Here is a 24,751-nt window from a genome sequence, read left to right as displayed (position 1 = left end):
ATGTACGACAAGATGATGAAACTCTAAGATCTATAACATTTATCATTTACAAGGTCTGCTTTATAGCTTCCCCTCCTTAGTCACCAGTTATTTCATGTATTGTTCAACCTAAAATAAAAAAACGACCCTTCATTAAGAGTCGTTTTTTTTACTTATTATAAATACCTTGAAATCAGACGAACCAGCTTAACCGGAAGTTCTTGTAGGTTCGTGAGATCCAAAAACCGATCGGCACCATATATTTCACTGATAACCTCTTTGTCCTGTCCTATTGCAGCGGCAATAAAAGTTACACCCTTGCGTTCATATTCAGCAATCGTCTGCTGCATGTCTCTAGTGGCATAAGAACCCGTATAGTTATCCATTGCTTTGGGCTGCCCGTCACTTATACTGATGATCAGCTTCGTCTGGTGATTCGACGTGGCTAAACGATCTGCGATAATGCGCAAAGCCATTCCGTCCCTATTATTACTTCGTCCCTTGATGCCCATTAATCGATAGCGGTCATACGGATCCGGGTTATCATAATCTGTATATGCGTATATAGACATCTGTTCCATCTTAGAAACATCGGCTGTATCCCCATATATCAAGACGGGAATATTACAGATCCGGCAAAATTCATATACAGCAAGGACTGCCCTTTTGGCTGCATCCAATCTTCCAAATGCAGACATCGATGCCGATTCATCCACTCGGATCCCCACTACGAGTGATGGAGATTCAGAGGGCGGGGTCTTCTTGCTAAAATATCTAAAATCTTTTCGTGCCGTGCTCTCTGCTTGAAATTTGGTTCCATAGAATTGGTTTTTACGGTAATCTACAGAAACTTCATGCTCTAACAATGGCATTGTCTTTCTCGCAATTTCCCGAACGATAGGCATCATGTCTTTACTTATTTTGTCATATTGAAGTTGCTGCTCTACGTCGTATTCAGGCCGATGAACAATGAGTTTAACTCCTTTGTGGATAGAATCAGAAACAACTTCACGTGCATTCCGATTCATTTTCTTGCGATAATCCCGGTTCTTCTGCAAAGTTTCCTCAGACATTGGTTCAGGATTGGACTGATGAATAAGAGGATCCCCATCATTTGTTGTATCCGTGCTCTCTGTTCGGGTCTGATTCTCAAATCGATCTGATGAACTAGCGTCACTTTGATCCGATTTTTTCAATACGATCCCATCTTCTAACTCAGCACGAGCTGGACTAGAATCTGTCTCGTCAATTTCACCCATTGTCATCATTTCTATTGCTTCAGATGATCTTTTTTTTTAGCGTTTCCCTGCAGAGTCTCGGGGTGATCAAGTTCATCAAGTTTCGCATCAAGCCCCTGATGTTGGAGCGCTTGTTCGAGTATTGCGATCTCGTCAGGATCTGTCGTTATTTTATAAATCACCTTGTGATAGAGGGATTCTTTAGCAGAAGCTCCTCCTGCAACGGAATCAGCCCAATAGAAAAAGGAACGCATCCCTGCTACCCCTTTAATTGCATTCACTCGGGCCGTTTTATCGAGAAGAATAATTGTATCTGCCAGTAGGTTTAATACTTTCCGATCCTCAAAACCAATTTTGGCAATGGCACGTTCAACCATCACTTCCCTAGAAGGCAGATCCATCTTCTCTGAATGCTGAATTCGGTCGCGTAAGGATTCATTTAATGGCCTTGTTCCTGTATAGTTTCGATTCGTTGTTATAACAGCAATAAAATCTGGGTGCCTTGTAATCACTTCAGTTGGAAGATTGATACTCCCATCAAGCTCCAACGCAGAGTTTAAAGCCATTAGCACAGCAGCATCTCTGATAACCGTAGGCTCCTGAATTTCAAGAAGATATCCATGTTGATATGCGCGAACAATCTCTGAAGGATAAAAGCGATATTCAACGACCTCATTATCACGATGTTGTTCTGCCAGGCGATTCAGCAATTGCTTCATTTGAATAGATGCTTGTTCTTTAGAAAAACCAAAAGCTTCCTGTAAAATTTCAGTGGTACTTTGGAAACCATCACTTTCATAAAGAACATGTAGCAGTTTTTGATCCGACTGACTCAGTTCTGCTACTCGTTCGGAAGAAATAACGGGCAAGATAGCTCCCACAACATCCGATTTATCCATATCAGCAAAACAGGTAACCTTGGTGTACGGTAGCCTGAAATTTGCTGATAGTGCTTTTGCAAGCTGGGTTTTACCAGAACCTGCGTCCCCTTCAAGCAGTATATTGGCTATCTTCATTTCTCCGCGGTTCCAATTCCGAATAATTTCTTTGCATATACGTTCTTCTTCTTCACTGGCTTTATGAGATTTTGGTTTACGCCAGACAAGTTTTGCTTCTTCATCCGTAAGGACTCTGTCTGGAGATAATACATAATGTTCTTGCGTGTACATAACATTACTCCTTTCTTTAGATTGTCTTCGAATCGTTTAATAGCGTTTAATAGCGTTTAATAGCCCATTTCTTTCAGCAGACTAGACAATACACGAAGTCTTTCTCCAATCATTTCACCATCTTCACTTAGCGCTTGTGAGAATAATTGAATGTCATCGTCAATCATTGGATTCTCTTCACATACAGATACGTCCATCGCGCTTCCTTGAAGACCTATCCGGTCAATTGTTGTATTCTCGGGATCGTATAGTTTTGGGTAACGGTAAGCATCCTGGAAATACAAGCTGCTGCTACAAATCAAAATGGCAAGATCAAGAACACGGTGCATCGGCAATTCCTCCGATTGGCGGGACCATTTTTCTCCTGTATAACGCCATACTTTCGCAGAGATATCTACCTTTCCACGGTCATTCCACTGGGCAAGACCAAGGGAAAGACCCTTAGCATCCGTGTTGTTCGCTTTGCGACCATCAATGTTTTCATAATTTTCAGAAACAATAACAGGTTTATGTTTCAAACTCGTAGGAATTTTCATAATAATCCTCCAACTGATTGGTTTTGTTTATAATCTCATTTTAGTAATTTACTAAATTACTAATTCACTAAATCAACAAGCTGATTTTATCTCTAAACGACTCTAGAGTCAACCTGGCAAGTGCGGAATCCATAAAAAAAAGAGATCATAAATGATCTCTTTTTTTATTCGGTGTTTTTTATTTTCACTCAATATTTTCTACATTTAAACACTTAGTTTCACAATAATAGCCTTTGCCGCCAACATAAACTTTTTCTATTTCATTCTTGCTATTGGTTGCTAATTTAACTAATATTTCGGAAGGCGAGTGTAAAGAATAACCTTGTTCAAATACATAGACTTCTTTTTGCAAGTAGTGCTGTTCAAAAAGGTAGCAAGCTAATGCACCGTTTGAAGTTCCAGTCGCTGCTTCTTCATTGATGTCGTATAGTGGAGCAAAATTTCTGCATATAATTCGATCGTCATTAAAAGTATATAGATGCATCCCGACAACATTATAATACTTGCTGATTTCTTTAATTTTTTCAAAATTAGGTTGCAGTGCATGTAATCGTGTTTCGCTTTTTATAGGAATTAAAATATCTTTTAAGCCCGTGGAGACAATTTGAATTGGGTATTTATTGTCTATAGCTTTAATGTCAAAACAGTCGATCAACTCGTTTGAAGATACAACATCATAGAATATCGGTTTATTTTGTTCCATGAATATGATGTCATCTTTTATGGTAATAGTAAGAACACCGCTGTTCGTTTCAATCGTATAGTGATTCCTGAAAAGTTTATTTAAATGCATCAGTACCACGAAAGAGCCAATTGTGGCATGACCACATAAATCAACTTCTTCTTTTGGTGTAAAATACTCAAATTTATAATCAGCAATTTCAGATTCTGATATAAATGCGGTTTCCGCATAGCCCAGTTGTTTGGCTATTGCCATTTTTTGAGTAGTGGTCAATGTATTCTCAATCAATACCACTCCTGCTTTATTTCCTCCTTTATGATCCTTGCTAAATGCACTTGCAACATAAACGGATATTTTCATAAGATACCTGCCTTCCTCACTTATAGTAAATTGTAGCATAGAAGGCACTACATATAAATGTTGTTTGATAAATTTGCTATAAAGCAAGAGACAAACTATTTTTTAACATCTGATCTCTCAAAAAATAGTTTGTCTACAGTCTCAGAGATCATAAATGATCTCTTTTTTCGTTTTCTTATTTACTTATTTTTCGGGAAATACCCAATGTTTACTGCATGGTTGATTAATTTATGGAAAAATGTATGATCCGGTTCTGCACAACTCACACCTGTATTTTCAAGATACTGTACCGTTTGCGGACATGCAAAGCGATACAAGGAATTTTTTGCTCCGTCGCCTTCCAGTTGAGCCATTGCGAGTTCGAGCCCGGCTTGATCTTTTGGTTCTTCCGGATTAAGGAGCCAAGATTCAAACTCTTGAAGTTCCAGTAATGTGATGTCATAACCAAAGTTTTTAAAGTGTCCTACCATTTGCTCATACGAGATCGTTACCGGATTACAAATATGAAATACTTTGCCAACCGTTTCTTCCTGTAGAGCTAACGCTATAATGGCTTCGCCTGCGTAATTAATCGGAGTGAGATCAACCTCCCACCTTACGTTCGGTGTTTTCTCAAGTAAGAGCATCGCTTTCAGCATCCGATAAAACGCATTCGAATCAATATTCTTCTGGAACACTCCTGAATCTGAATGGCAGGAAAGATTACCTACTCGATAAATACTGGCAGGCACGCCTTCTTCCTCACCATATTTTACAACTAGTTTTTCAGCTTCTAGCTTACTATTCGTATACACATTCTCAATAAATGAAGTCTCATAGCCAGTTCCCTTAGTGATCGAGTCCCACTGTCCGTTAAAAGCCAAATCCTCGGGAATGCCAAGGGTAGAAATAAAATGGAACCGCGTATTTGGTTTGCTTTTTGCTAGTTTCAGCAGACGTCTTGTGCTCTCTACGTTTACACTTGCAAAATGCTCGGATTCTCCAAAATGTTTTACATCTGCTCCGCAGTGAACAATAGAATCAACAAGCTTATCAATGAGCATTCGATCAGCTTCGCTGAAACCAAGGTTATCTTGTGATAAATCCCCCTGTATTGCCAAGACACGTTTCTCCATAATCTCTGCAATCGAGCTACCAAAATAACCTGTCATGACCTGTACCAAACGCTCGAATGCCCCTTGCTCACCTGAAGGACGAACGAGGCAATACAATACTGCGTCAGTCTTAAGCAACAACTCATATAACAGATGAGATCCTAAATAACCGGTAGCACCTGTGAGCAGAATGTTAGTCTGTTTAGACAAGTCGAGTGTATTTTCTTCCGCTGTCCCGAAAGTTAACGGATATTCGATCAAATCCTGGATCGGAAGATCAGCAAAGCCAGTAGTTTCTTGGATTGAATTATTTCTTCCAATCTCTTCAATCCGCTCTGACAATTTCGCAATCGTAGGATATACAAAGAAATCGTTAATTTTAAGCTGAGGATAATGTGGTTTCAAAATAACCAGAATCTCCAGTATTTTTAAAGAGTATCCCCCAATTTCAAAAAAGTCGTCATGAATCCCGATTCTTGTTTGACCTAGCGCTTTCTCCCAAGCTAAGCTTACTTGCTTTTGTAATTCATTCTCAGGAGCTTCATATGTAGCATCTTCATGATCTATATTGATTTCGAACAGAGCTAGTTTTTTGCGATCCATTTTGCCTGTTGGTGATAATGGCATTTGTTCCAAATGGCTAAAGTATTTAGGAATCATGTAATTTGGAACCTTTTTGCTTAAGAATTGTACCAATTCAGAGTGAGGAATAACTTGTCCATCATTGGTCGTGTAAAATCCAACCAAAATTTTAATCCCATCTGCATCAGGTCTTGCAATTACTGCGATTTCCTTCACGAGATCATGTTTCGCTAGGTTATCTTCAATTTCACCGATTTCAATCCGGAATCCCCTTATTTTCACTTGTGAATCTTTTCTTCCTCTGTACTCCACTTCACCATTTGGCAGGAGACGAACGAGATCCCCAGTACGATAGACTGTTCGGCCGGAATCTGGAGTAATTGGATCTGGGATAAACACTTCCCTTGTTTTCTCTGGTTGATTCAAATACCCCTTCGCAACACCAATCGAACTAATAAGCAGTTCACCCGTTACACAGGTTGGGCACAGCTCATTATTTTCATCAACAACGAATAATTCATAGTTAGCCAGTGGTTTCCCGATACATACAGTAGCTATATGCTCAGGGAGCTCATAATTAATGACATGTCCTGTCGCAACTGCAGTGATTTCTGTAGGTCCGTAGACATTTACGATGGGTACGGAAAGTTTCTTTTGGAACATTCTTACGGTCTCTCCAGGGAGGCCCTCTCCTCCTACGACAATGCTTTTAATATTACGATAGATGCTTGTTTCATTTTCTGGTAAATAGGTAGCTAATTGATTAAAGAATACGGTTGGTAAGAGTGCAATCCTTGTTGCTCCTGTTTCTTTCACGGCAGCTGTGAAAGAATCGATAGAGAAACGTTCTTCATCCGCTAGCAAATGCAATCTTGACCCGCTTGCAATCGATCCAAACAAATCATACACAGATGCATCAAAGCTAAAGGTAGAGTACTGTATAATAATATCTTCCTCGTTCATTTTCAGCTGATCCTGTATTGCCATCCCTAGGTTCACAACACCCTTATGGGAGATGATCGCCCCCTTCGGTTTGCCAGTAGACCCCGAAGTATAAATAATATAAGCTATGTCATCTGGATGAATGTCTGTCATAACAAGTGATTCCTCTGATTCTGCAAGGAGGTTCGTTTCAGGATACATCATTACCGGCTTTGTACCGAAATCTGACAACAGTACATCTAGCTTTGCCGTGAATTCATGCTGTGTAAGGATGAATCCTGACTTCGTATCGCTAATAATATAGGCATTTCTTTCATCCGGGTGAGTAGGATCAAGAGGAACATAGGCTCCTCCTGCTTTAATAATACCGAATAAACTGATAATGGTATTGAGACCTCTCTCCATAAAAATAGATACATATTCACCTTTACGAAGGCCCTTAGAGATAAGCATATTTGCAGTGTGATTGGATAAACTGTCAAGTTCACGGTACGTCAATTGTTGATCTCCAAAAGAAAGCGCGATTCTCTCCGGGAATTTTCCAACAGCTTGAGCTAGTATAGACGTGATTGTATGTTCTATTGCAAAGTGCTTCTTCGTATTATTGAGCTCTACATATGCTGCTGTATCTTCTGGTGTAACGAGTGAAATTCGGCTAATCGAAATATTCATATCTTCAAAAAGTGCATTGCAGAGATGCAAGTAATTAGCACTAAATTTTTGAATCGTTGATGCTTTAAAAAGCTCTTCAGCATAGGAAATATGAAGCAACCAGCGATCAGCTGACTCCTGTTGTACCGACCAATTTAACCCGCTATGCTTATGAGTAATTTCATCTCCATATAGCGTATGGATGGTTAGAGACTGCCCTATTAACTCTTCTAGGTCAGTGAGTACTAGTTCGGTCTCTTCCAGCGCTTTCTGCTTCAATGCTACGAGTTCATACACCTCTTGGAAAGTCTCTGTTCCACTTAGAACAACACGTAGGGGAAGTACCCCACCCTTGTTATCCTTCACGCCAATTAACAAATCTTTGTCGCCGCTTATTCTGTATAGAAATACGATGTAGCTTGAGAGCATCCATGTATTGATGTCGTACTTTTGACTTATAGAGTTCATACTGCTAGCTTGCGAGTCCAATACAATATCCAAGCTCTGCATGGTTCTCCCAGCAACAATTGCCGGATAATCTGTATACATATGAAACCCCGGCAGAGGAAGTTGTAATTCATTTGTCCAATATTCTGTACCATGTTTAATAAGTAGTGTTGTATTCAAAAAAATCAGCTCCTATATTATTTCACTCGTAATTGATCTACGACTGTCTCCAGTTCACCTGATACCTTATTTAGTTGTTCTGCAGACTCAAAAATTTGAGCAAATGTATGTTGTTGCTCCTGCGTGCTCATTTGAATCTCAGTGGAAACTACTGAGTTTTTCTCAGCCAAAACTGCGATTTGTTTAATGGCAGCCGTAATTTGTTCCGTCTCTGCCACCATTTCTTGTGTAGCCGCAGAAACTTCTTGAATTTGACTCGTTACCGAATCGGTCGAAATTAATATTCCTTCGAATAGTGATCCTGTTTCTTTTACTACATGAATCCCTTTTTGAACTTTTTCTTCACCTTCACTGATGACTTTAACAGCTAAAGTAGTTTCATCCTGGATAAACTGAATTAACTCGGCAATCTGATCGGCGGACTTCTTGGATTCCTCGGATAATTTTTTTACTTCTCCAGCTACAACCGCAAAACCTCGCCCTTCCTCACCAGCACGAGCTGCTTCAATACTTGCATTTAAAGACAATAAATTCGTCTGTGCCGCAATCTCAGTAATGACTTGTACGATTTGTCCGATTTCCTCAGAGCGATTCTGTAACTTTTCAATAATATTTACTGAATTCTTAACAGAATGATTAATAGAGTTCATTTGTTCAATGACTCGCTCAATATTGTGATTACCTAACTCAGACTGCTCTTTCATATGTAAAGAAATCTCAGATAACTCTGTTGTATTTCCAGCAATCGTTGTGACACCTGTCGTTATTTCTTCGAGTGAGACTACACTTTCTGAAATTGAAGTACTTTGCAAGTCCACACTTTCAGACATCTCGTTCATGTTTTTTGTAATCTCTGATGAATTCTTGTTATTTGATTCTACAGTCGAGTATAAAATCTGGGATTGCTCTGCTGATTTCTCAGATACATCTTTAATGGTTCTAACCAGTTCATTCATGTTTTTCACAGTCATATTAAATTTCGCGTTCACTTGACCAAGCTCATCGTCACTCGTTTTTAATTCTACGGTGAAATTACCATCACTCAGTTTTTCTAAAGCACCCATTAATTCCTTAATCGGTTTAAACGAGAGTTTCGTCGTATAATACTGCATGACAAGTACGATGATTAAAGTGATTAAAAGTGCAATTAACGTTGAAGTGAGCAACTCTTTTTTACCTATATCAATTAAACTAGCATCTACATCAATCCCCATGTAGGCAAACACTTCACCATTCTGATCTATAAAGGGATACAGTACGGTGATCCAAGTACCCCAATTATCTGTATAGGCATCCGTATAGGATAGACTTTTTGTTTTCAGCATTTCTTTTACAACATCTGCATGCACTTTAGGTTGCTCGTATAGATCACCAAGAAAAATATTTTCTTCTTTGAATATGTCATGGAGAGCATTCGATGAAGCTATGAATGAAGTTTTATTCCCGTCCTCAAGTTCAGGACCAAATATGTAACCTTGAGCAATATTAGGATGTGTAATGGGTACCTCATTAAATAGCTCGGTTAATTTTTGCTGCACAGGGGAATTTGGATCCGTAGAATTCTTCGCTTCCTTTGCGTCTTCGGCAGACACTGTGTTTACCAAGGACTCCATCGTTTTTCCTGAGTCTGATTGAAGCTGATTGGTGAGCACATTTCCTTGAATATAATAACTGTACCAAATCACGACGGCACCCGTTATGATGATATAACAACTTGTCAATAACATATTCCGTGTAACAATACTTAGGTTTTTAAAGAGGTTCCCCATCTTTTGTATAAAGTTAATTTTTTTCATTTCCCGTGACTCTCCTCCCAATATACTTCTATACATTTTTACAAGAGGTATCAAAAGACTACCCTTATACCTCTCTAGTATTAATCCTATCTTATCTAGCTATCAGCCCCTAACTGCATCCTTATTTAGTACAGCAAATATAAATCCCTACTCGAGATGTTAATTAATTACATAACTACGCATGATTTCTATTTGCAATACTAATATTTTGTTTGTGAATAGGTCCTTATTACTAATCGGTTAATCATCAATGATTTTTAATACCTATGGAATTGTTTCTCTCTCATAATTTCGACACCTCCGTATAATAGAGAAACGTGAATCCGATTACCTCTTTCCTGAATATTGCAGAGATGAAAATTAATGATTATTCATTATTTATAGACTCCCAACTTTCTTCATTTCCTTTTTATGCAACATTCTTCATTCCTTTTATTGGAAACAAAGCTCTGTTATACTTAGATAGATACCTACCATTGTTATGGTATACATCCATTCATAAGGAGTGATTGCATGAACTTTTTACCTACCTTTTCACGATCTAAACCACTGCTTGCTGTTTTTCTAGCCCTATTTCTCTTCTTGGGTATATTCGCACCCGCAGCTCAGGCAGATACGGCTTCTTCTTCATCCGCTGTTCACACGAAGAATTTAACTCCTGAAACCGCAGAAACCTTTCTGGACGAATTCTTCAGCTCCCCTGCAGCCTTGTCTCAATATGTAGGCACTTCCGTAGTCATTGTAAAGGATGGAAAAGTTGTAGCAGAAAAAGGCTATGGCTACGCGGATTTGGAAAAAAAATCTCCTGTAGATCCGAAAACAACGGCTTTCCGTATTGCGTCAGTATCTAAAACATTCACTGCTCTTGCGGTAATGCAGCTTGTTGAACAAGGAAAAATTGATCTCCAAGCAGATTTCCAAAAATACGTTACAGGCCTTGATTTCGATAACCCTTATGACAAACCAGTTACCATCGAACATTTGCTCACACATACAACGGGGTTTGAAATACGTGATCCTCAGGCAGAAGATATTCATGCTGATTTCGATAAATACATATCCATTGAGGACTATGTTCGTGAACATATGCCTCCGGTCGTACGAGAACCAGGCAGTTCCTATATGTATGATAACTTCGCGTCCTTGCTGCTTGGACTGGTTGTCCAGAAAGTCAGTGGTGAACCATTTGAAGCCTATATGCAGCAGCACGTATTTGAGCCTCTTGGTATGCAGAACAGTGATTTTATGCTGACGGATAAATTTAAAAATCAACTATCCACTGCGTATGATGCAGCTCATAATCCCATTGATTTATACGCACTTTCTCCTAACCCATTGCCTCAAGGGGGCATGATGTCTACAGCAGAGGATATCGGTAAATTTATGATTGCATTTCTGAATGGAGGTACTAACGGGAATACTCGCGTACTAAGTGATGCGACCGTTAAAAGTATGGAAACCTACCGCTCCGAAGTTCATCCGTTATTACCAGATACCACTTATGGCTTTGAAGCACCTTTCCAAATTCCTGGAGCAGGAAGCAGCTCCAAAATTATTACTAAAGCAGGCGACCTCATTGGGTTCAGCTCTTATCTATTCCTTATTCCTGAACAAAATACAGGCGTCTTCCTTACTTACAACCAAACTGGAGCTTTACGGAATCTGTTCTACCCTGCTTTCATCTCAACTTTCTTTCCCGAGTATGCAAAACCAGCGGAGTTAGGTAAGTTCGAACCACAGACACCCGAGGAGTTAGAACGATTTGCAGGACTATACTCTGATCTTCGTCTGAAAACGATCGTGAGCAAACTTTCTGGTGACAATAAACAGACAGGAAAAATGGAGATATCTGACGCTTTTATCGGGTCTCGTACCTTGATTCAAGTGGACGATAATTTATTCATGGATGAACTCAGTGGCCAATTCACTGGTTTCAAAGAAAATGCAAACGGAAGTATCTATATGAAAGAACCTTATTTAAACCCACTCGGATATGAACAAAAAGGAGTCAAAGCAGCAGGTTACAAAGATGTCCATCCAGGCAGTGCTTATGCAAAATATATTTATGGACTACAATCACTAGGACATTATCCAAATGATGCTACTACCGATTTCAAACCAAGAAATGCGATGACTCGTGCGGAGTTTATCACGCAAATTCTTGAAATCAGCGGCATTCCAGGAAGCAAAACGCCACCAGAACCTGAAAGTGATTGGGCAAGTCATTCTGCTGCCGGTTACATCCAGGCAGGTTATGAGATTGGCATGATTGAAGGGGCAGATGAGAAGCAGTTCAATCCTGATCGAGTCATTACGCGTCAAGAGGCAGCAGTGATGTTATGGAGAATTTACAAACAGCAATACCCCGAACAATTATTCAGTCATGTAAAGCTCTCTGGAGAAACAGATACATGGGCTGTACCTGCAGTTCAAATGATGGTTGGGCTAGGACTCTATGGTCCCGAGGTCAAAGTACAAGAGGATGGTACAGCAAATTATCAATCTCGCAAACCACTCATTCGTCAAGAAGTAGCAGCTCTTATGTACCAATTGCTAACACAACCAACCGATCAGATTGCTGCAGCACTTTCTGCTACGCAGGAAAATGCGCAAGCGGATAGCAAGGGTAATGATTGATTAAAGATTAAGTAATGAATAAAAAAACAGTCTTTTCCCAGAACGTTAATTCGTCTACCGGAAAAGACTGTTTATTTTTATTCTATATTTATACTGAGTGCATCTCCGACTGTCTCTAGAATATTTCCATAGTAGCGAATTCGTTCAACTCTGGTGGTTGGTTTTTCAGCTTCCGCAATTTCATAGGTTCCCCCTAGTACAGCCAATAAATTGCCTTCTTCTATGAGTTTCTCTCTTTTATTATTCGATTCAGGCAGCTGAAGACCTAACAACGCTACTGCATTACCAATGGATCTAAAGGAAGCTGCAACACGGATACTGCTGGATATGCCTCTTGCTTCTGCCACTAAAGCGAAGCCAACAGCTCTTAGAAAGGTTCCTCGTTTTTCAAGCCTTTCTCTTTCCATCTTCCTGATCTTCACTGTCTTGGTTGACGCCAATGCAGATAGTATAGCCCCTAAAGCGGCTGCGCACGTACCAATTACATATAATTTTGAGGTTTCCCCTTCATTTGAGACGGAAGCGATTAGCGTGGTTCCCAAGGCCGCAATCCATAGACCAATACTTTCTATGCCCTGGGCCATTGTATTACCTCCCTTCTCTCACAAATAAGATATTTTATTATATGTATGAATAAGAGATTGGTCTTTACTTTTAGGAAATTTGGTTGCTTGTTCTAAGCTTGTCTTATCAAAGGAATGAGTAGTGCACCGATCCAATATGTAAATATAATCACAATAAAAAGGAAAGAAGCGACTGAACGAGTTCAGCCGCTTCTTTCCAATTTTTTTAAAATACATGGTGAATAGACTCATTCTTTGATTAAATGAACACCATAGCGATCAACATAGCAATGACACCGGACAAAATGACATAAAACAAGTTTGGTATTAATGCTAGTCTAATGATCTGCCCTTCCTTACCGAGTACCCCAACTACGGCCGATACAGCTACGACATTACTAACACAGATCATATTTCCTGCGGCGGCTCCCATGGCCTGTAAAGCAAGAATAAGATCTGGGGCAAATCCATTTACGGTAGCTACATCGAATTGCAATGAACTGAACATCATGTTACTGAACGTTCCACTCCCAGAGACGAATGCACCGAGTGTTCCGATGAATGGAGCAGCTATTGGCCATGCACCACCGAACAGATTGGATGCGAGCTGCGCAAGTTCAGTTGGCATACTTTGTAAGGCAGCACCCTCAATTCCGGAGTTCAAGAAAATACGTACCATTGCCGTAGAGAATACTAATGCGATGGCTGTTCCTACCATGGAACCCGCAGCTTCAGTGAAGGCTAATTTCATTTTCTTTTTTGGAATCTGATGTAAGACCACAGTGACCGCTATAACTAGCAGAAATATGAATCCAGGCGAATATAAAATTTGCCAACTCTGACTAATCCCCGTCCCTATAATATCATTCCAGGAGATGGTTATTCCTTGTAACCAGCGCTGTAAAGGTTTAATAACTCGAGTCAAAACAAGAAGTACTGCGATAAGAATATAGGGAATCCAAGCCTTTACCAGCGATAGGGAATGACCTGCTGCTTCTTGTTCTTCTTCCGCTTTTTCTTCTATTTTGACATACTCGGAAGGCCCAAATTTACACCAAGGCTCCCCTTTCGGTAGTAAAAACCCATTTTTCGCTGCAAAGACAACAACGATGAGACTGACTAGAGCTCCTAGAAGGGATGGAAACTCAAAACCTACAAAAGTAGCTACAAAAGCTGCGGTTAATGTATAGGTCAGTCCTGCAAAAATCGCAAAAGGTGCCATCTCAAATCCTTCCTTAAAGGACTTGTTTTTTCCGAATACTTTCGTGATTACAATGACCAGGATCAGAGGAATAAAGGTACCGATGATAATATCTATTTGGGTTAGACGTATAGCGATCGCTTGCAAAAAACCGTTCAAATCCATACCTTGTTCAGTTAAATAGTTCATGAAAACAGGAGAGGTTTCATCTAGACCTTGTCTAATCCCAACATTAAAAGTAGTACCTACCGCCCCAAAGGCTACCGGAGTGCTATCTGCAATGAGTGCAACAACAACAGCCGCAAGCGGAGGAAATCCAAGCGCTAACAGCAATGGGGCAGCAATGGCGGCAGGCGTACCAAAACCGGCAGCTCCTTCAATAAAACCACCAAAACACCAAGCTACGATAATAACTTGAACTCGCATATCAGCCGAGATGTTCATAAATCCTTCCCGAATCACGGCAAGTGCTCCCCCATGAGTCAGGGTATTCAGAAGCAAAATCGCTCCAAATATAATAAACAACACGGTAAGTGTGACAAATATCCCTTCTAGTGCAGATGCTGTAAGGTTCAATAGCGGCATATCCCATACAAAGTATGCGAGCACAGCAGTTACCGCAAAACTGAGCGGCATAGCTACGGTAGCAGGCATACGTAAGACAACCAAGAAAACCAACACCGAAAGAATCGGCATAGCTGCCGTAATTAATTCAAGAAAATTCAAGTTATTTACCCCTTTACTCGTACTCGAAGTGTAATATTAAATATTCCCTAAATTTCACTTTCTAAGTCGTTCCCAGCCATTATTCCGAATCATTAGTTCATAAAATACAAAAAAAAGCACAAAGACGAATTTCATCTTTGTGCTTCAGACTCATGTCAGCATGTACCTTACTTAATATAGGTAAGACTAGCGAGTTCCTTTTCAATCCGATCCGTTGGAATTTCAAATTCGACCGTCCCCATATATCCAGGCGCAACTTCGTAATCATTAAAAACAATCACTAATTTCCCATTCCTATTAATATAGAAACTTTGTTCAGGTTGAATCATTTCAAATCCCTCTTCCGGGTTATTCAAATCTTCCCCTTTTATCCAGTAATACTTCTCAGGATCTGTTTTCATTTGCTCCTTCATCTGCTCTTTAATGTTGGCACTAATAATCTCCATATACTGTTCATCTTTGAAGAGGCTAGGTAAAGTAATAAGTACTTGATTTTGTTTATCAATCGTATCATATTGCAATGTAGTAGCAGTGGATGCCGTCACATTTTCAGTGTAACGCAAAATGGAAAAAATCTGCTCGTTGTCAGTTACAATTTCATATCCCGTAGTTATCCCTGCATGAGTCTCCTTCTTGTTCTTTAAACCATCCATTTCTTTCTGAAAATCAAGATAAAGCTGTTTATTTTCTTCTAGATATTTCTCATTTAATCCACTTTCCAGTTCTTTATTATCAAGGTTCGTTATCTGTGGAACTTCCATATCGATATCCTGGTTTGGACCGTCAACTTGATAAGTTTTTAAGGAAATCACTTTAACTAACCCTTCAAGTCCAGGTACCAATGCTACAGCATTGGCAACCGTTGTACTCATATTGATTCCAATCGCAATCACAAGAACGGCAGCACAAGTTCCTGCAACCATTCGGGAGTACAACCGTTTACGTATCGATTTGCGATTCGATCTCAATGCACGGTTCACGACGAAATCAAGTTCCCCTGGAATCTTTGTTTCTGAATAAACCTGCTTCATTTTTTCTAAATTAGGTTTCGTCATTTGAGTTATTCCTCTCCATAATGTTGAATGAAATCCGATGATCTGATCAATTTCAATGCTTGATAAAGCCTCGTTTTTACTGTATTGACATTTACCTCAAGCACTTCTGCTACTTCTTCAATTTTCATATCCTCAAAAAAGCGAAGTATAATGACAGTGCGGTATTTCGGAGGTAGTTCATCCAGCGTCTTCACTAAATCCATATTTTCGTAGCGATCTGTAGTGCCTTCTAAGTGTAGTTCCAGCTGTCCGTCGTCCGTAATGACTTCTTTTTTGTGTTTCCGTAAAAAATCAAGTGAAGTGTTCACTACAATTCGATAAAACCAGCTTTTGACTGACTCTGGATTATGGATAGTTTCCACGTGACATAGAGATTTGTATATGGATTCCTGCACAATATCAAGTGCATCTTCTTTGTTCTTCACATAACTGTAAGCAATTCGGTACACATTCTCCTTATTATCGGTAATACATTTTGTCAGCCATTTCTCTTTTTGTTTGTTAAACATATCAACGTAATAACCCTGCTCTCTCCTTAAGTTCTTTCTGTTTAAAGGTAAGACGTTTAAGAACTATGAAAAAGTTTGTTTTTAAAACTGGAAATTAGAGTGAGTAAAATATCATCTATTTATGCAGTTCCTGCAACGTTTTGATAAGGAGCGAAGCATAATACTCTGCACCCTCTCTTTTTAAATGAACACCATCATCATAAAAAAATGGCTTTCCTTCGCTGGCGGCATACCAATCGAGCAATGTAACTTTCTCATTTTTCTCGGCAGCTTCAGATAATATTGTATTCACCCGATTCTGCCATTTACGAGGTACTCTTGTATTTACAAGAACAATATGTTCCACGTCATCCAAAGAGTCCAGTAACTCTGCTAACTGCTTTTCTGTAAAAGCTCCATTCGTACCTAGCTCAATCACGACATCGTTACCAAGTCTTCCTTTTGCTCGCAGTTCATTAACAACATCCGTCGCTGCAGACATTTGTCTGCCTACTTTCCCGTCAATGACAATACCTGGCACACTTTTCTTCAAAAACGGCGATGCATCCAAAATAACGGAATCCCCAATAAGAGTGATCTCATCTCCTTGTAACTGAGTCTCTGCTGATGACGCATCTTGATTGTCCAAAGATTCTGAATTCGCCGGTTCATCATGAATGATAGGTTGTTCTGTAATCGAAGGTACATTAGATTCCTCAGGTGTTTCTGTAGTTACAACGGGTGGATTCCTTTGCTCTATTGCATCGTTTAGATCTGCCTCCGTCAATTTATGAACACTACAAGAGACAGGAACTAATAATAAGGGACTCGCGACAATGAGAAGAAAAGGTCGATATGTCAGTGCTCTTTTCAAACTGCCTCGCTTCCAAATATTACGGAATGTGCCGCGTCGTATCGGTTCTTCTATGTACGTATAAGAAACGGCAGCGAACAAGAAGCTCGCTAGGATCTGCAAAATGATTCGAACCATACTTCCCTGATCCGTATTCACATTTGAAGAAGTAAGCACCATGATCGGATAATGCCATACATAAAGACTATATGACCTCACTCCAATCCATCTTAAAGGCCGAAGTCCCATCATTTTCGCGATTCTGCTGTGCGGATGGGCAAGTATGGCGATCAGCAAGGCGGTCAGTATAGATACTAGAAACAACCCACCTTCATACAGAAAGCTTCCATACTCATCAGTATAGACAATCATACACAAAAGAATCGCCAGTAGAAGTACACCTGTCATGTCCATCCAATTAGAGTGGGTGCCGAAAACTCTACTCCTTGCAGGTACACTTGGCCAAATAACCGCAAGTGCGGCTCCGATAAGTAAACCAAAAGCACGCGTATCTGTTCCGTAGTAAACTCTGCTAGGATCTGTACCCGGAGTGTACAGAATCATCATCGCAAGTGCTGACACGATACTCCCTGTCATAATGATGAGAAAAAGTTTACCTCTCTGTCTTGTTACATGCAGCAGTCCAAATAGGAGTAGTGGCCACAACATGTAAAACTGCTCTTCTATCGCAAGGGACCATAAGTGACCTATGGGTGACTGAGGTCCAAAACTTTCAAAATAAGAAATATCATGAAAGATAAGGTACCAGTTGTTTACATAAAAAGCTGCTGAAGCAAAATCCCCTTTCAAAGCGGACAGTCTTGAAGGATCTGAAATGAGAAGCCATACGGCTACAAAAATAAGCATCACAAACATCGATGGAATTAATCTTTTTGCTCTCCGTATCCAGAAATTTGTAAGATGAAGTCTTCCGTCCTTTTTCCATTGGAGCAGAATTTGGTCCGTAATAAGGTACCCGGAGAGCACAAAAAAGATGGCTACTCCAAGTAGACCACCCGATGCCCACTCCACATTTAAGTGGTATGCCATGACAGCAAGCACCGAAATGGCTCTTAGTCCATCTAATCCTGGCATATAGCGTTTTTCTGTTACATTCTTGATGTTATTCATGATGTATCATCCTTACTTTTATTAGGTTACATATGCAAGACGAATGAAAGGGGCAAAAAAGTTTGGTGGATCATTAATTTTTTTGCATAAAAAAGACTTCGTCCATAACGTACGAAGTCGATGTCAAAATGTAATGGAAATAAAACCAAATGAAATCATGGATTAGGTATAATTACCATGCTTTATTCTAGCCATTTCCTTTTGCTGCTTTTAATTTCTCTACTTCTATCTCCATTTGTTTGACGTCAATCCGTTGAAAAAGAACTTCAATGGGTCCTACTTCATGTCCTGCAAATAATTCGGTATATCCCCATTGGATGTCTGATGCAGGCAGATCAAAAAATTGGCGAATCTTGTTACTGGCAAATGGCAAGAAGGGTTCAAGCAACACCGATAAATTTACAATCACCTGCACGCAGGTAAAAAGAGTTGATTTACAAGCCTCGGTATCTTCTTTTACCTGTACCCAAGGCTTCTGTTCATCCACATATTTATTGCAGGACCGAATAAGGCTGAAGATAGACTCCAATGCTTCCTTTAACCGACCTTGTTTTATAAGCTCTCCACTATTAATGTACAGCTGTTCCAATTTGTTTTGAATACTCGCTTCCATGTTTCCAGCTGGAATTCTATCGTTGTATACTTTATTGACGAACACCAGATTCCGATGAACAAAATTACCAAATGCGCCAAGAAGCTCTCCGTTATGACTATAGATAAACTCTCTCCACGAAAAGTCAGTGTCCCGATTCTCTGGTCCGTTTGCAATGAGAAAATACCTTACAGCATCAGGATCATAATGATCGAGAATATAGGGGACCCAGACTGCCCAGTTGTTGCTGGTTGAAAATTTCTTTCCTTCTAACGTTAGATACTCACTGGATAAGATATGATCTGGAAGATGCAAGTCTCCTAAGCCCAAGAGTAGAGCAGGCCATAAGAGCGTATGAAACGGAATGTTGTCTTTTCCGTGGACATAATAAGACTTCACTTCATTATCGCTCCAAAAATCCTTCCAAAGATCTGGATCACCTTGTTCCTCAGCCCACTGTTTACTTGCTGATAGATAACCAATTATCGCTTCAATCCATACATAAATCTTTTTGCCACCGCCATCCTCAAGCGGAACATCGATACCTAGATCGATGTCACGAGTAACTGCCCGGTCCTGAAGTCCTTCCTCCAAATAACGAGCAGTTAGGTGGATCGCATTTTCTCTCCAACCCTCTGCTTTGCTGAGATAGGTATCCAGCTTATCCTGAAAAGAGGATAAAGATAAAAAATAATGATCTGACAATCGAGTAATCGGTGTTTCATTACACAATTTACATACGCGATGATGGAGTTCTAGTGGATCGAGAATCGAGGAACAGGAATCACACTGATCCCCTCTTGCGATATTTCCACAATGCGGACAATTTCCTTCTACATATCGATCAGGTAAAAAACGATCGCAATTTATACAATAGGTCTGTTCTACCGCTTTTTTATATAGCACTTTTTTCTCCAACAGTTCAAGAAATATGGACTGCACTACTTTTGCGTGAAACGGGTCATCTGTCCTTGTGTAGAAATCATATGAGAATCCAAGCTTTGTAAAACAAGCTCTAAACTGTTCGTGATAGCGATCTGCAATCGATTTTGGAGATACACCCTCTTTATTCGCTTGTAATGAAATGGGTGTTCCGTGACAGTCACTCCCCGATACGTAGAGTACCTTTTCTCCAGTTAAACGATAAAAACGTGCGATCACATCACCTGTCAGTAATCCTGAAACTCTTCCCAAGTGCAGTGAACCATTCGCATATGGCCAAGCGCCTCCGATGAAAACGTTCATGCTCCATTCCTCCTTCAATTTAATCTGCGCGCAGTAAATTACGATAAAACACAAAAAGCTCCCGTCCCCTAAAGGACGAGAGCATAGCTCACGTGTTTCCACCTCAATTTACCGCTTCCTCACGAAAAACGGCCTCCACAAGTACGTCATCTTTTTGATACATGTCATTAATAGATGATTATACCCTGGCACGATAACGGGCGCACCCGGTGCAGCCTACAATCTTCTCTGAAGAAGAGTTCGATGCACAGCTCTGAGACCATATTCGGTGGACGCTTCTTTACTCCTTTTCAGCTGCCGGAGCTCTCTGTTCAAAGAAGAGTGTCTTCCCTACTCTTTCTCGTCATTGCTTTTTGTTTTTACTGTTGTGACTATTATATCCACATTATCCCTAAATGCAACAACAAAAATAACACTACCTTTCAAACAATTCCTTTTTTTCTTCTTTTGATAATCCAGTAAAGAACTTTTTATGTAACCGTAGTTCTTTCTCTTTTTTAGGAAATACTTTTTCTAACCAAGTGACTGCCATTGGAGTATGTTCGGGTTGAGCATTAATTTTTTGTAAAAACCATTCATATTCTTTTACAATTTCATCAGTAAGAAGCTTTACATCTTTGTTTCTGCTTTTATAATCTAGCTCGGCAAGTTCATTTGCTGTGATATGATTATTTATCCTTTTGATCACACCAATTTCAGAGGGCATCCGTTGTTCATTTACTGACACAAAATAATGGATATAATTAGGCAATCTAAAACGCCCTTTTTTAGTATCTTTGTTATTTGAAATATATAGCCAGTCCCCTTTGTTTGAGTAACAATTCAAATCAGGTTCATGAATTGCAACTAACATTTTTTCATACTTTTTCATAATGCACCTCTTATACTGTATTGGTCGGTTGTGCAATCCCGTTCTGGTACTTCCTATCGCACAATCGTTCCTTGTGTTCTCTAACCTTATAAAAAAAAGGGACCCTCTTTACAAAAAAGAAGGTCCCTTTTAGGTAGAAGAAAATAGCTTGCGAATATCCTATAGTGCCATCAACTATGTTTTAGAAGGGCGAATCGTCAGCAGAGTGTCTTTCCCTTAGTACCTTCGCCAGGCCTTCCAAATCCAGTCCATCCACATAGAATGCCGTACGGACGAGCTGTGGTGAAACAAACTCATCATATTTACCGAGATAAGGAGCTTCATCCGGATCAAGCAGCGTACTTGCATCCTTGTTGTTCTCAAGTTCTGAAAGAATCGCATTTAGAACCGCTTTGTCATCTGTATTACCTGCTACGACCATATAGTACGGTTCCATCGGAACGAGGGAACGAAGTTCAAGACGACCTGCTAGATTATGCTTGAGCATTCGCTCTAATGTCCGAAACTGCTTACTGCCAGCCCACGGTAAAATAAAGAAAGAGTCTCCACCCGCAGGAATGACAACACTTTTCAGAAGACCACTTTCTCTAGCGAGTCTTCTAGCTCTTTCCAATCGATTTTCTGCACTGGGAGTAAGATATGGATATAGATCACTGCTCGCCAGAACCTCGCGCATTTTCTGAATAACAAGGGTGTGAATGTCCCCTCCTGCACCAAGCCACAACGTATCCACCTTGCCTTTAGCAGACTTTACATATAATGCTTTGTGCTTCGTGTCCACTTCTTCTACTTTCCAAAGCTTCCCTGCCAAAGAGAAACAATATCCTGGAGGCGGGACGGTCGTAATGGAGCCGATTTCTTCTGACCCGTTGTATACAACATGTTCTTCATCGTCTTTAAATACCGCATAGAATCGATAGTTATTTACGATCTTTTCCCCGCCAAGACCGATAATGAGACTTCCTTCGTCTGTACGCTGGATATGATCTATATCCAAAAGATATTGCAGGAACCGTTTGTATTCAGCTGGTTCAATCTCTCGAAAAGACGGTAACGTCAGCACCGCACGAGCAAGTTCCGCTGGTTCAGCCTCGCCCATACTTTTGAGTGTACTCATCGTTTGATGATAAAGTACACCTACTGGTTTCTTACGAATATAGACGGGTTCAACCCACTTATGCCGTACATACAATTCAGTTACTGCGATGGCGCGAAGCAAAGTCCACGGCATACGAGCCGGAAGCTCTGCTTCCTCGTCCTCTTCCTCAGGGCACAAAAATAACATCTCCGAAGCTTGGTCTCCCCGGCGACCTGATCTTCCAAGCCGCTGCACGAAGCTGGAACAGCTATAAGGTGCGCCTAATTGAATGACGCGTTCCAGCTCACCAAGATCAATCCCGAGTTCCAGTGTTAAGGTGGCCGCAGCTACGGCCGGACCTTGTCCAGTACGAAGCGCCGTTTCTGTCTCTTCACGCAGCATCGCAGAAATGCTGCCATGATGAACGTGGAACACATCGCGCTGTTCTCTTTTTGCGGCAATTCTTCTAAGTTCAAGCGTTGTTAATTCTGCATCGGTACGACTGTTCGTAAATACAAGCGCCTTTTTCAGGTGAGTCACATCGTATATATAATCGTAATAGGCTTTTTTAGCTAGCTCCAGTTGCTCAGCCTGTTTCTCATCTCTGGCATCCGGGAATGAAAAATGGTCAATGGAAATTCGCAATTTGCGTCTTCCCTGAGGAGACACGACCTCAACAGACTGCGGGGTTCCCGCTCCAAGCCATCCAGCTGCAGCATCATAGTCACTCAGTGTAGCAGATAACCCAATTCTTCTAGGAGAACAAGACGTCATTCGCTGAATCCGGCTCAGCTGTGAGAGGACCTGTATTCCGCGGTCAGCTCCCATAAAAGCATGAACTTCATCAATGATAATGTACCTGAGATCATGAAAAAGCGCAGGAATCGCATTTGGACGATTCATCAGTAACCCTTCTAGCGATTCAGGTGTAATCTGGAGCACCCCGGAAGGTTTTTGCATCAGTTTGGTCTTCTCCGCTTGACTGACATCTCCGTGCCAATGCCAGACCGGCACTTGTCCTTCTTTTAGCAGATCACTGACCCTTTCAAACTGATCATTGATCAGTGCTTTCAGAGGACCTATATATAAAATACCAACTGATTCTGATGGATCATTATAAAGTTCAGTTAACGCAGGAAAAAAGGCCGCCTCCGTTTTGCCCGAAGCCGTGCCTGATGCGATGAGCAGATGATGATCCGTATCAAACAGCACACGGCATGCCTCGCCTTGTGCTTCACGCAGCGTTTCCCATTTCTTCTTATAAATAAATTCTTGAATAAAAGGTGCCAATCTCACGAACGGCCCGCTGCTCATAGTTCAAACTCCGAAAATAGATCATCCAGATCGTCGCCTTTAGCAGAAGTACCCTCTGTTTTTCTGCTGCTAGCAGAAAGAGCTTCCTTCTCGCCTAACAAACCTTCAAAAGTCGATTGCGGATGCTGATGCAGTGTATGAAGAAGATCCATGAAGTCTCTAACTACTTCACGTGTCGTTAGCATTTCTTCAGCACCGAGTCGCCCTACAGCAGCTTGCATAAAAGCAATCATTTGTTCATCACGTAGCTGTGCTTCATATCCAAAATGCATAGCATGAATATCTCGTAGTTTTTGCAGCAAAATGAGAATCTCTTCATGGGATAACAAGTCCAGCTTCAAAATGGGGGATGTGTAGGTTTTGAGTGCTCCTCCTCCGTAACGTCCATCAATGAGTCTTGAACGAAGGGCATCATAACTAAACAGACCTCTTCGTTCATCCTCAACAAATTGTGGAGTCCCGCCCATGTAAATTCCTAAATGCTCGGCTTTGCCCTGCATCGTATCATTAAACATCGTGAGCAGTTTCTCATAATTACTCTGTCTTGATATGGTGTTCGTTATCTTGTAAAGGTTTACCCCTTCATCAATGAACAGCAGCAATCCTTTATAACCAATTTTTGCAGCAAATTCAGACCATAGTTTCATATAGTCGTACCAGTTATCATCATCAATAATAACGCCTACACCAAGCTCCTTGCGCGCTTCTGTCTTGGTAGGCACTTCCCCCCTGAGCCAACGGAGAGCAGCAGCTTTGCGGTCTTCATCAGCGAGTTTATATCCAGACCAGTAAGCTGCAAGAACCTTAGCAAAATCAAAACCATGAACGAGGTTTTGCATTTCATTCGTGACCGCATATATTTTCATTTCAACCGCTTCGTTCATTGCCGGATCGTCAGGGCGCAGACCACTACTGCTCATAATCTCCTGCTGAAGAGCAGCGATCCATTTTTGCAGCATGATCTCTAAAGCACCGCCATCTGGTCTTGTCTTCGTTGACAAATGTGTCATCAGTTCACGATAGGTTGCTAGACCCTGACCTTTCGTCCCCACTAGACGACGTTCCGGAGATAGATCCGCATCTGCCACTACAAAGTCACGGTCCATCGCATATCCTCGTATCATTTGCAGCAAAAAGCTTTTTCCGCTTCCGTATCTGCCTGTAATTAATCGGAAAGCAGCCCCTCCTTCTGCAATATTGTCCATATCTCGCAGGATCGATTCGACTTCAGGTTTACGCCCGACCGCAATATGTTCTAGTCCTACTCGCGGTACTACACCTGCAGTTAGAGAATTGACGAGAGCTGTCGTCAAACGCTTTGGTATTTTCAGTTGTTTCATG

At 40.7% G+C, this 24,751-nt stretch carries 16 protein-coding genes; 1 reads left to right on the top strand and 15 read right to left on the bottom strand.

What is annotated here, in order from left to right; all coding sequences use genetic code 11:
• Positions 1-155: 155 nt before the first annotated feature.
• The 6 genes from KFT32_RS13865 to KFT32_RS13840 all read right to left on the bottom strand — a co-directional run bounded on the left by KFT32_RS13865 (position 156) and on the right by KFT32_RS13840 (position 9,656).
• Positions 156-1,247 (bottom strand): vWA domain-containing protein, encoded by a 1,092-nt coding sequence (locus KFT32_RS13865; protein ID WP_249435881.1) that lies wholly within the window; start codon positions 1,245-1,247, stop codon positions 156-158.
• 2 nt (positions 1,248-1,249) lie between these two features.
• Complete coding sequence (locus tag KFT32_RS13860) at positions 1,250-2,386, bottom strand: AAA family ATPase (protein ID WP_211747809.1); 1,137 nt, start codon at positions 2,384-2,386, stop codon at positions 1,250-1,252.
• A 56-nt stretch (positions 2,387-2,442) separates the two neighbouring features.
• The gene (locus KFT32_RS13855) at positions 2,443-2,922 is read right to left on the bottom strand and encodes a DUF6530 family protein (protein WP_211747808.1); all 480 of its coding nucleotides are present in this window, start codon (positions 2,920-2,922) and stop codon (positions 2,443-2,445) included.
• 184 nt (positions 2,923-3,106) lie between these two features.
• Positions 3,107-3,964, bottom strand: a complete 858-nt coding sequence (locus KFT32_RS13850) for a PhzF family phenazine biosynthesis protein (RefSeq protein ID WP_211747807.1) — start codon at positions 3,962-3,964, stop codon at positions 3,107-3,109.
• 179 nt (positions 3,965-4,143) lie between these two features.
• Complete coding sequence (locus KFT32_RS13845) at positions 4,144-7,860, bottom strand: non-ribosomal peptide synthetase family protein (RefSeq protein ID WP_211747806.1); 3,717 nt, start codon at positions 7,858-7,860, stop codon at positions 4,144-4,146.
• Between the two features lie 17 nt (positions 7,861-7,877).
• Positions 7,878-9,656 (bottom strand): methyl-accepting chemotaxis protein, encoded by a 1,779-nt coding sequence (locus KFT32_RS13840; RefSeq protein ID WP_249435880.1) that lies wholly within the window; start codon positions 9,654-9,656, stop codon positions 7,878-7,880.
• 513 nt (positions 9,657-10,169) lie between these two features.
• Between KFT32_RS13840 and KFT32_RS13835 the strand changes: the two genes are divergently transcribed.
• A complete protein-coding gene (locus tag KFT32_RS13835; RefSeq protein WP_211747805.1) occupies positions 10,170-12,293 on the top strand; it encodes a serine hydrolase domain-containing protein in 2,124 nt (707 codons plus the stop codon).
• A 77-nt stretch (positions 12,294-12,370) separates the two neighbouring features.
• Here the strand turns inward: KFT32_RS13835 and KFT32_RS13830 are convergent, their stop codons facing one another.
• The 9 genes from KFT32_RS13830 to KFT32_RS13790 form a co-directional block, all read right to left on the bottom strand.
• Complete coding sequence (locus KFT32_RS13830; RefSeq protein WP_211747804.1) at positions 12,371-12,877, bottom strand: DUF6944 family repetitive protein; 507 nt, start codon at positions 12,875-12,877, stop codon at positions 12,371-12,373.
• Positions 12,878-13,115: 238 nt separating this feature from the next.
• The gene (locus tag KFT32_RS13825; protein WP_211747803.1) at positions 13,116-14,783 is read right to left on the bottom strand and encodes an L-lactate permease; all 1,668 of its coding nucleotides are present in this window, start codon (positions 14,781-14,783) and stop codon (positions 13,116-13,118) included.
• A 167-nt stretch (positions 14,784-14,950) separates the two neighbouring features.
• Complete coding sequence (gene rsiV / locus KFT32_RS13820) at positions 14,951-15,838, bottom strand: anti-sigma-V factor RsiV (RefSeq protein ID WP_211747802.1); 888 nt, start codon at positions 15,836-15,838, stop codon at positions 14,951-14,953.
• A gap of 5 nt (positions 15,839-15,843) precedes the next feature.
• Positions 15,844-16,347 (bottom strand): RNA polymerase sigma factor, encoded by a 504-nt coding sequence (locus tag KFT32_RS13815; protein WP_211747801.1) that lies wholly within the window; start codon positions 16,345-16,347, stop codon positions 15,844-15,846.
• A 115-nt stretch (positions 16,348-16,462) separates the two neighbouring features.
• Complete coding sequence (locus KFT32_RS13810; protein WP_211747800.1) at positions 16,463-18,310, bottom strand: acyltransferase family protein; 1,848 nt, start codon at positions 18,308-18,310, stop codon at positions 16,463-16,465.
• Between the two features lie 187 nt (positions 18,311-18,497).
• Positions 18,498-20,147 (bottom strand): methionine--tRNA ligase, encoded by a 1,650-nt coding sequence (gene metG / locus KFT32_RS13805; RefSeq protein WP_211747799.1) that lies wholly within the window; start codon positions 20,145-20,147, stop codon positions 18,498-18,500.
• A gap of 415 nt (positions 20,148-20,562) precedes the next feature.
• Complete coding sequence (locus tag KFT32_RS13800) at positions 20,563-21,018, bottom strand: hypothetical protein (RefSeq protein WP_211747798.1); 456 nt, start codon at positions 21,016-21,018, stop codon at positions 20,563-20,565.
• A 181-nt stretch (positions 21,019-21,199) separates the two neighbouring features.
• Positions 21,200-23,410 (bottom strand): DEAD/DEAH box helicase, encoded by a 2,211-nt coding sequence (locus KFT32_RS13795; RefSeq protein WP_211747797.1) that lies wholly within the window; start codon positions 23,408-23,410, stop codon positions 21,200-21,202.
• The gene (locus tag KFT32_RS13790; RefSeq protein ID WP_211747796.1) at positions 23,407-24,750 is read right to left on the bottom strand and encodes an ATP-binding protein; all 1,344 of its coding nucleotides are present in this window, start codon (positions 24,748-24,750) and stop codon (positions 23,407-23,409) included. Before KFT32_RS13790 ends, KFT32_RS13795 begins: the two co-directional genes overlap by 4 nt.
• Position 24,751: the final 1 nt, after the last annotated feature.

This window comes from Paenibacillus sp. Marseille-Q4541 (assembly GCF_018310695.1).
Classification (GTDB): Bacteria; Bacillota; Bacilli; order Paenibacillales; family Paenibacillaceae; genus Paenibacillus.
Note: the sequence above shows the minus strand (reverse complement) of the source record. Positions and strands in the feature narration are given on the sequence as shown.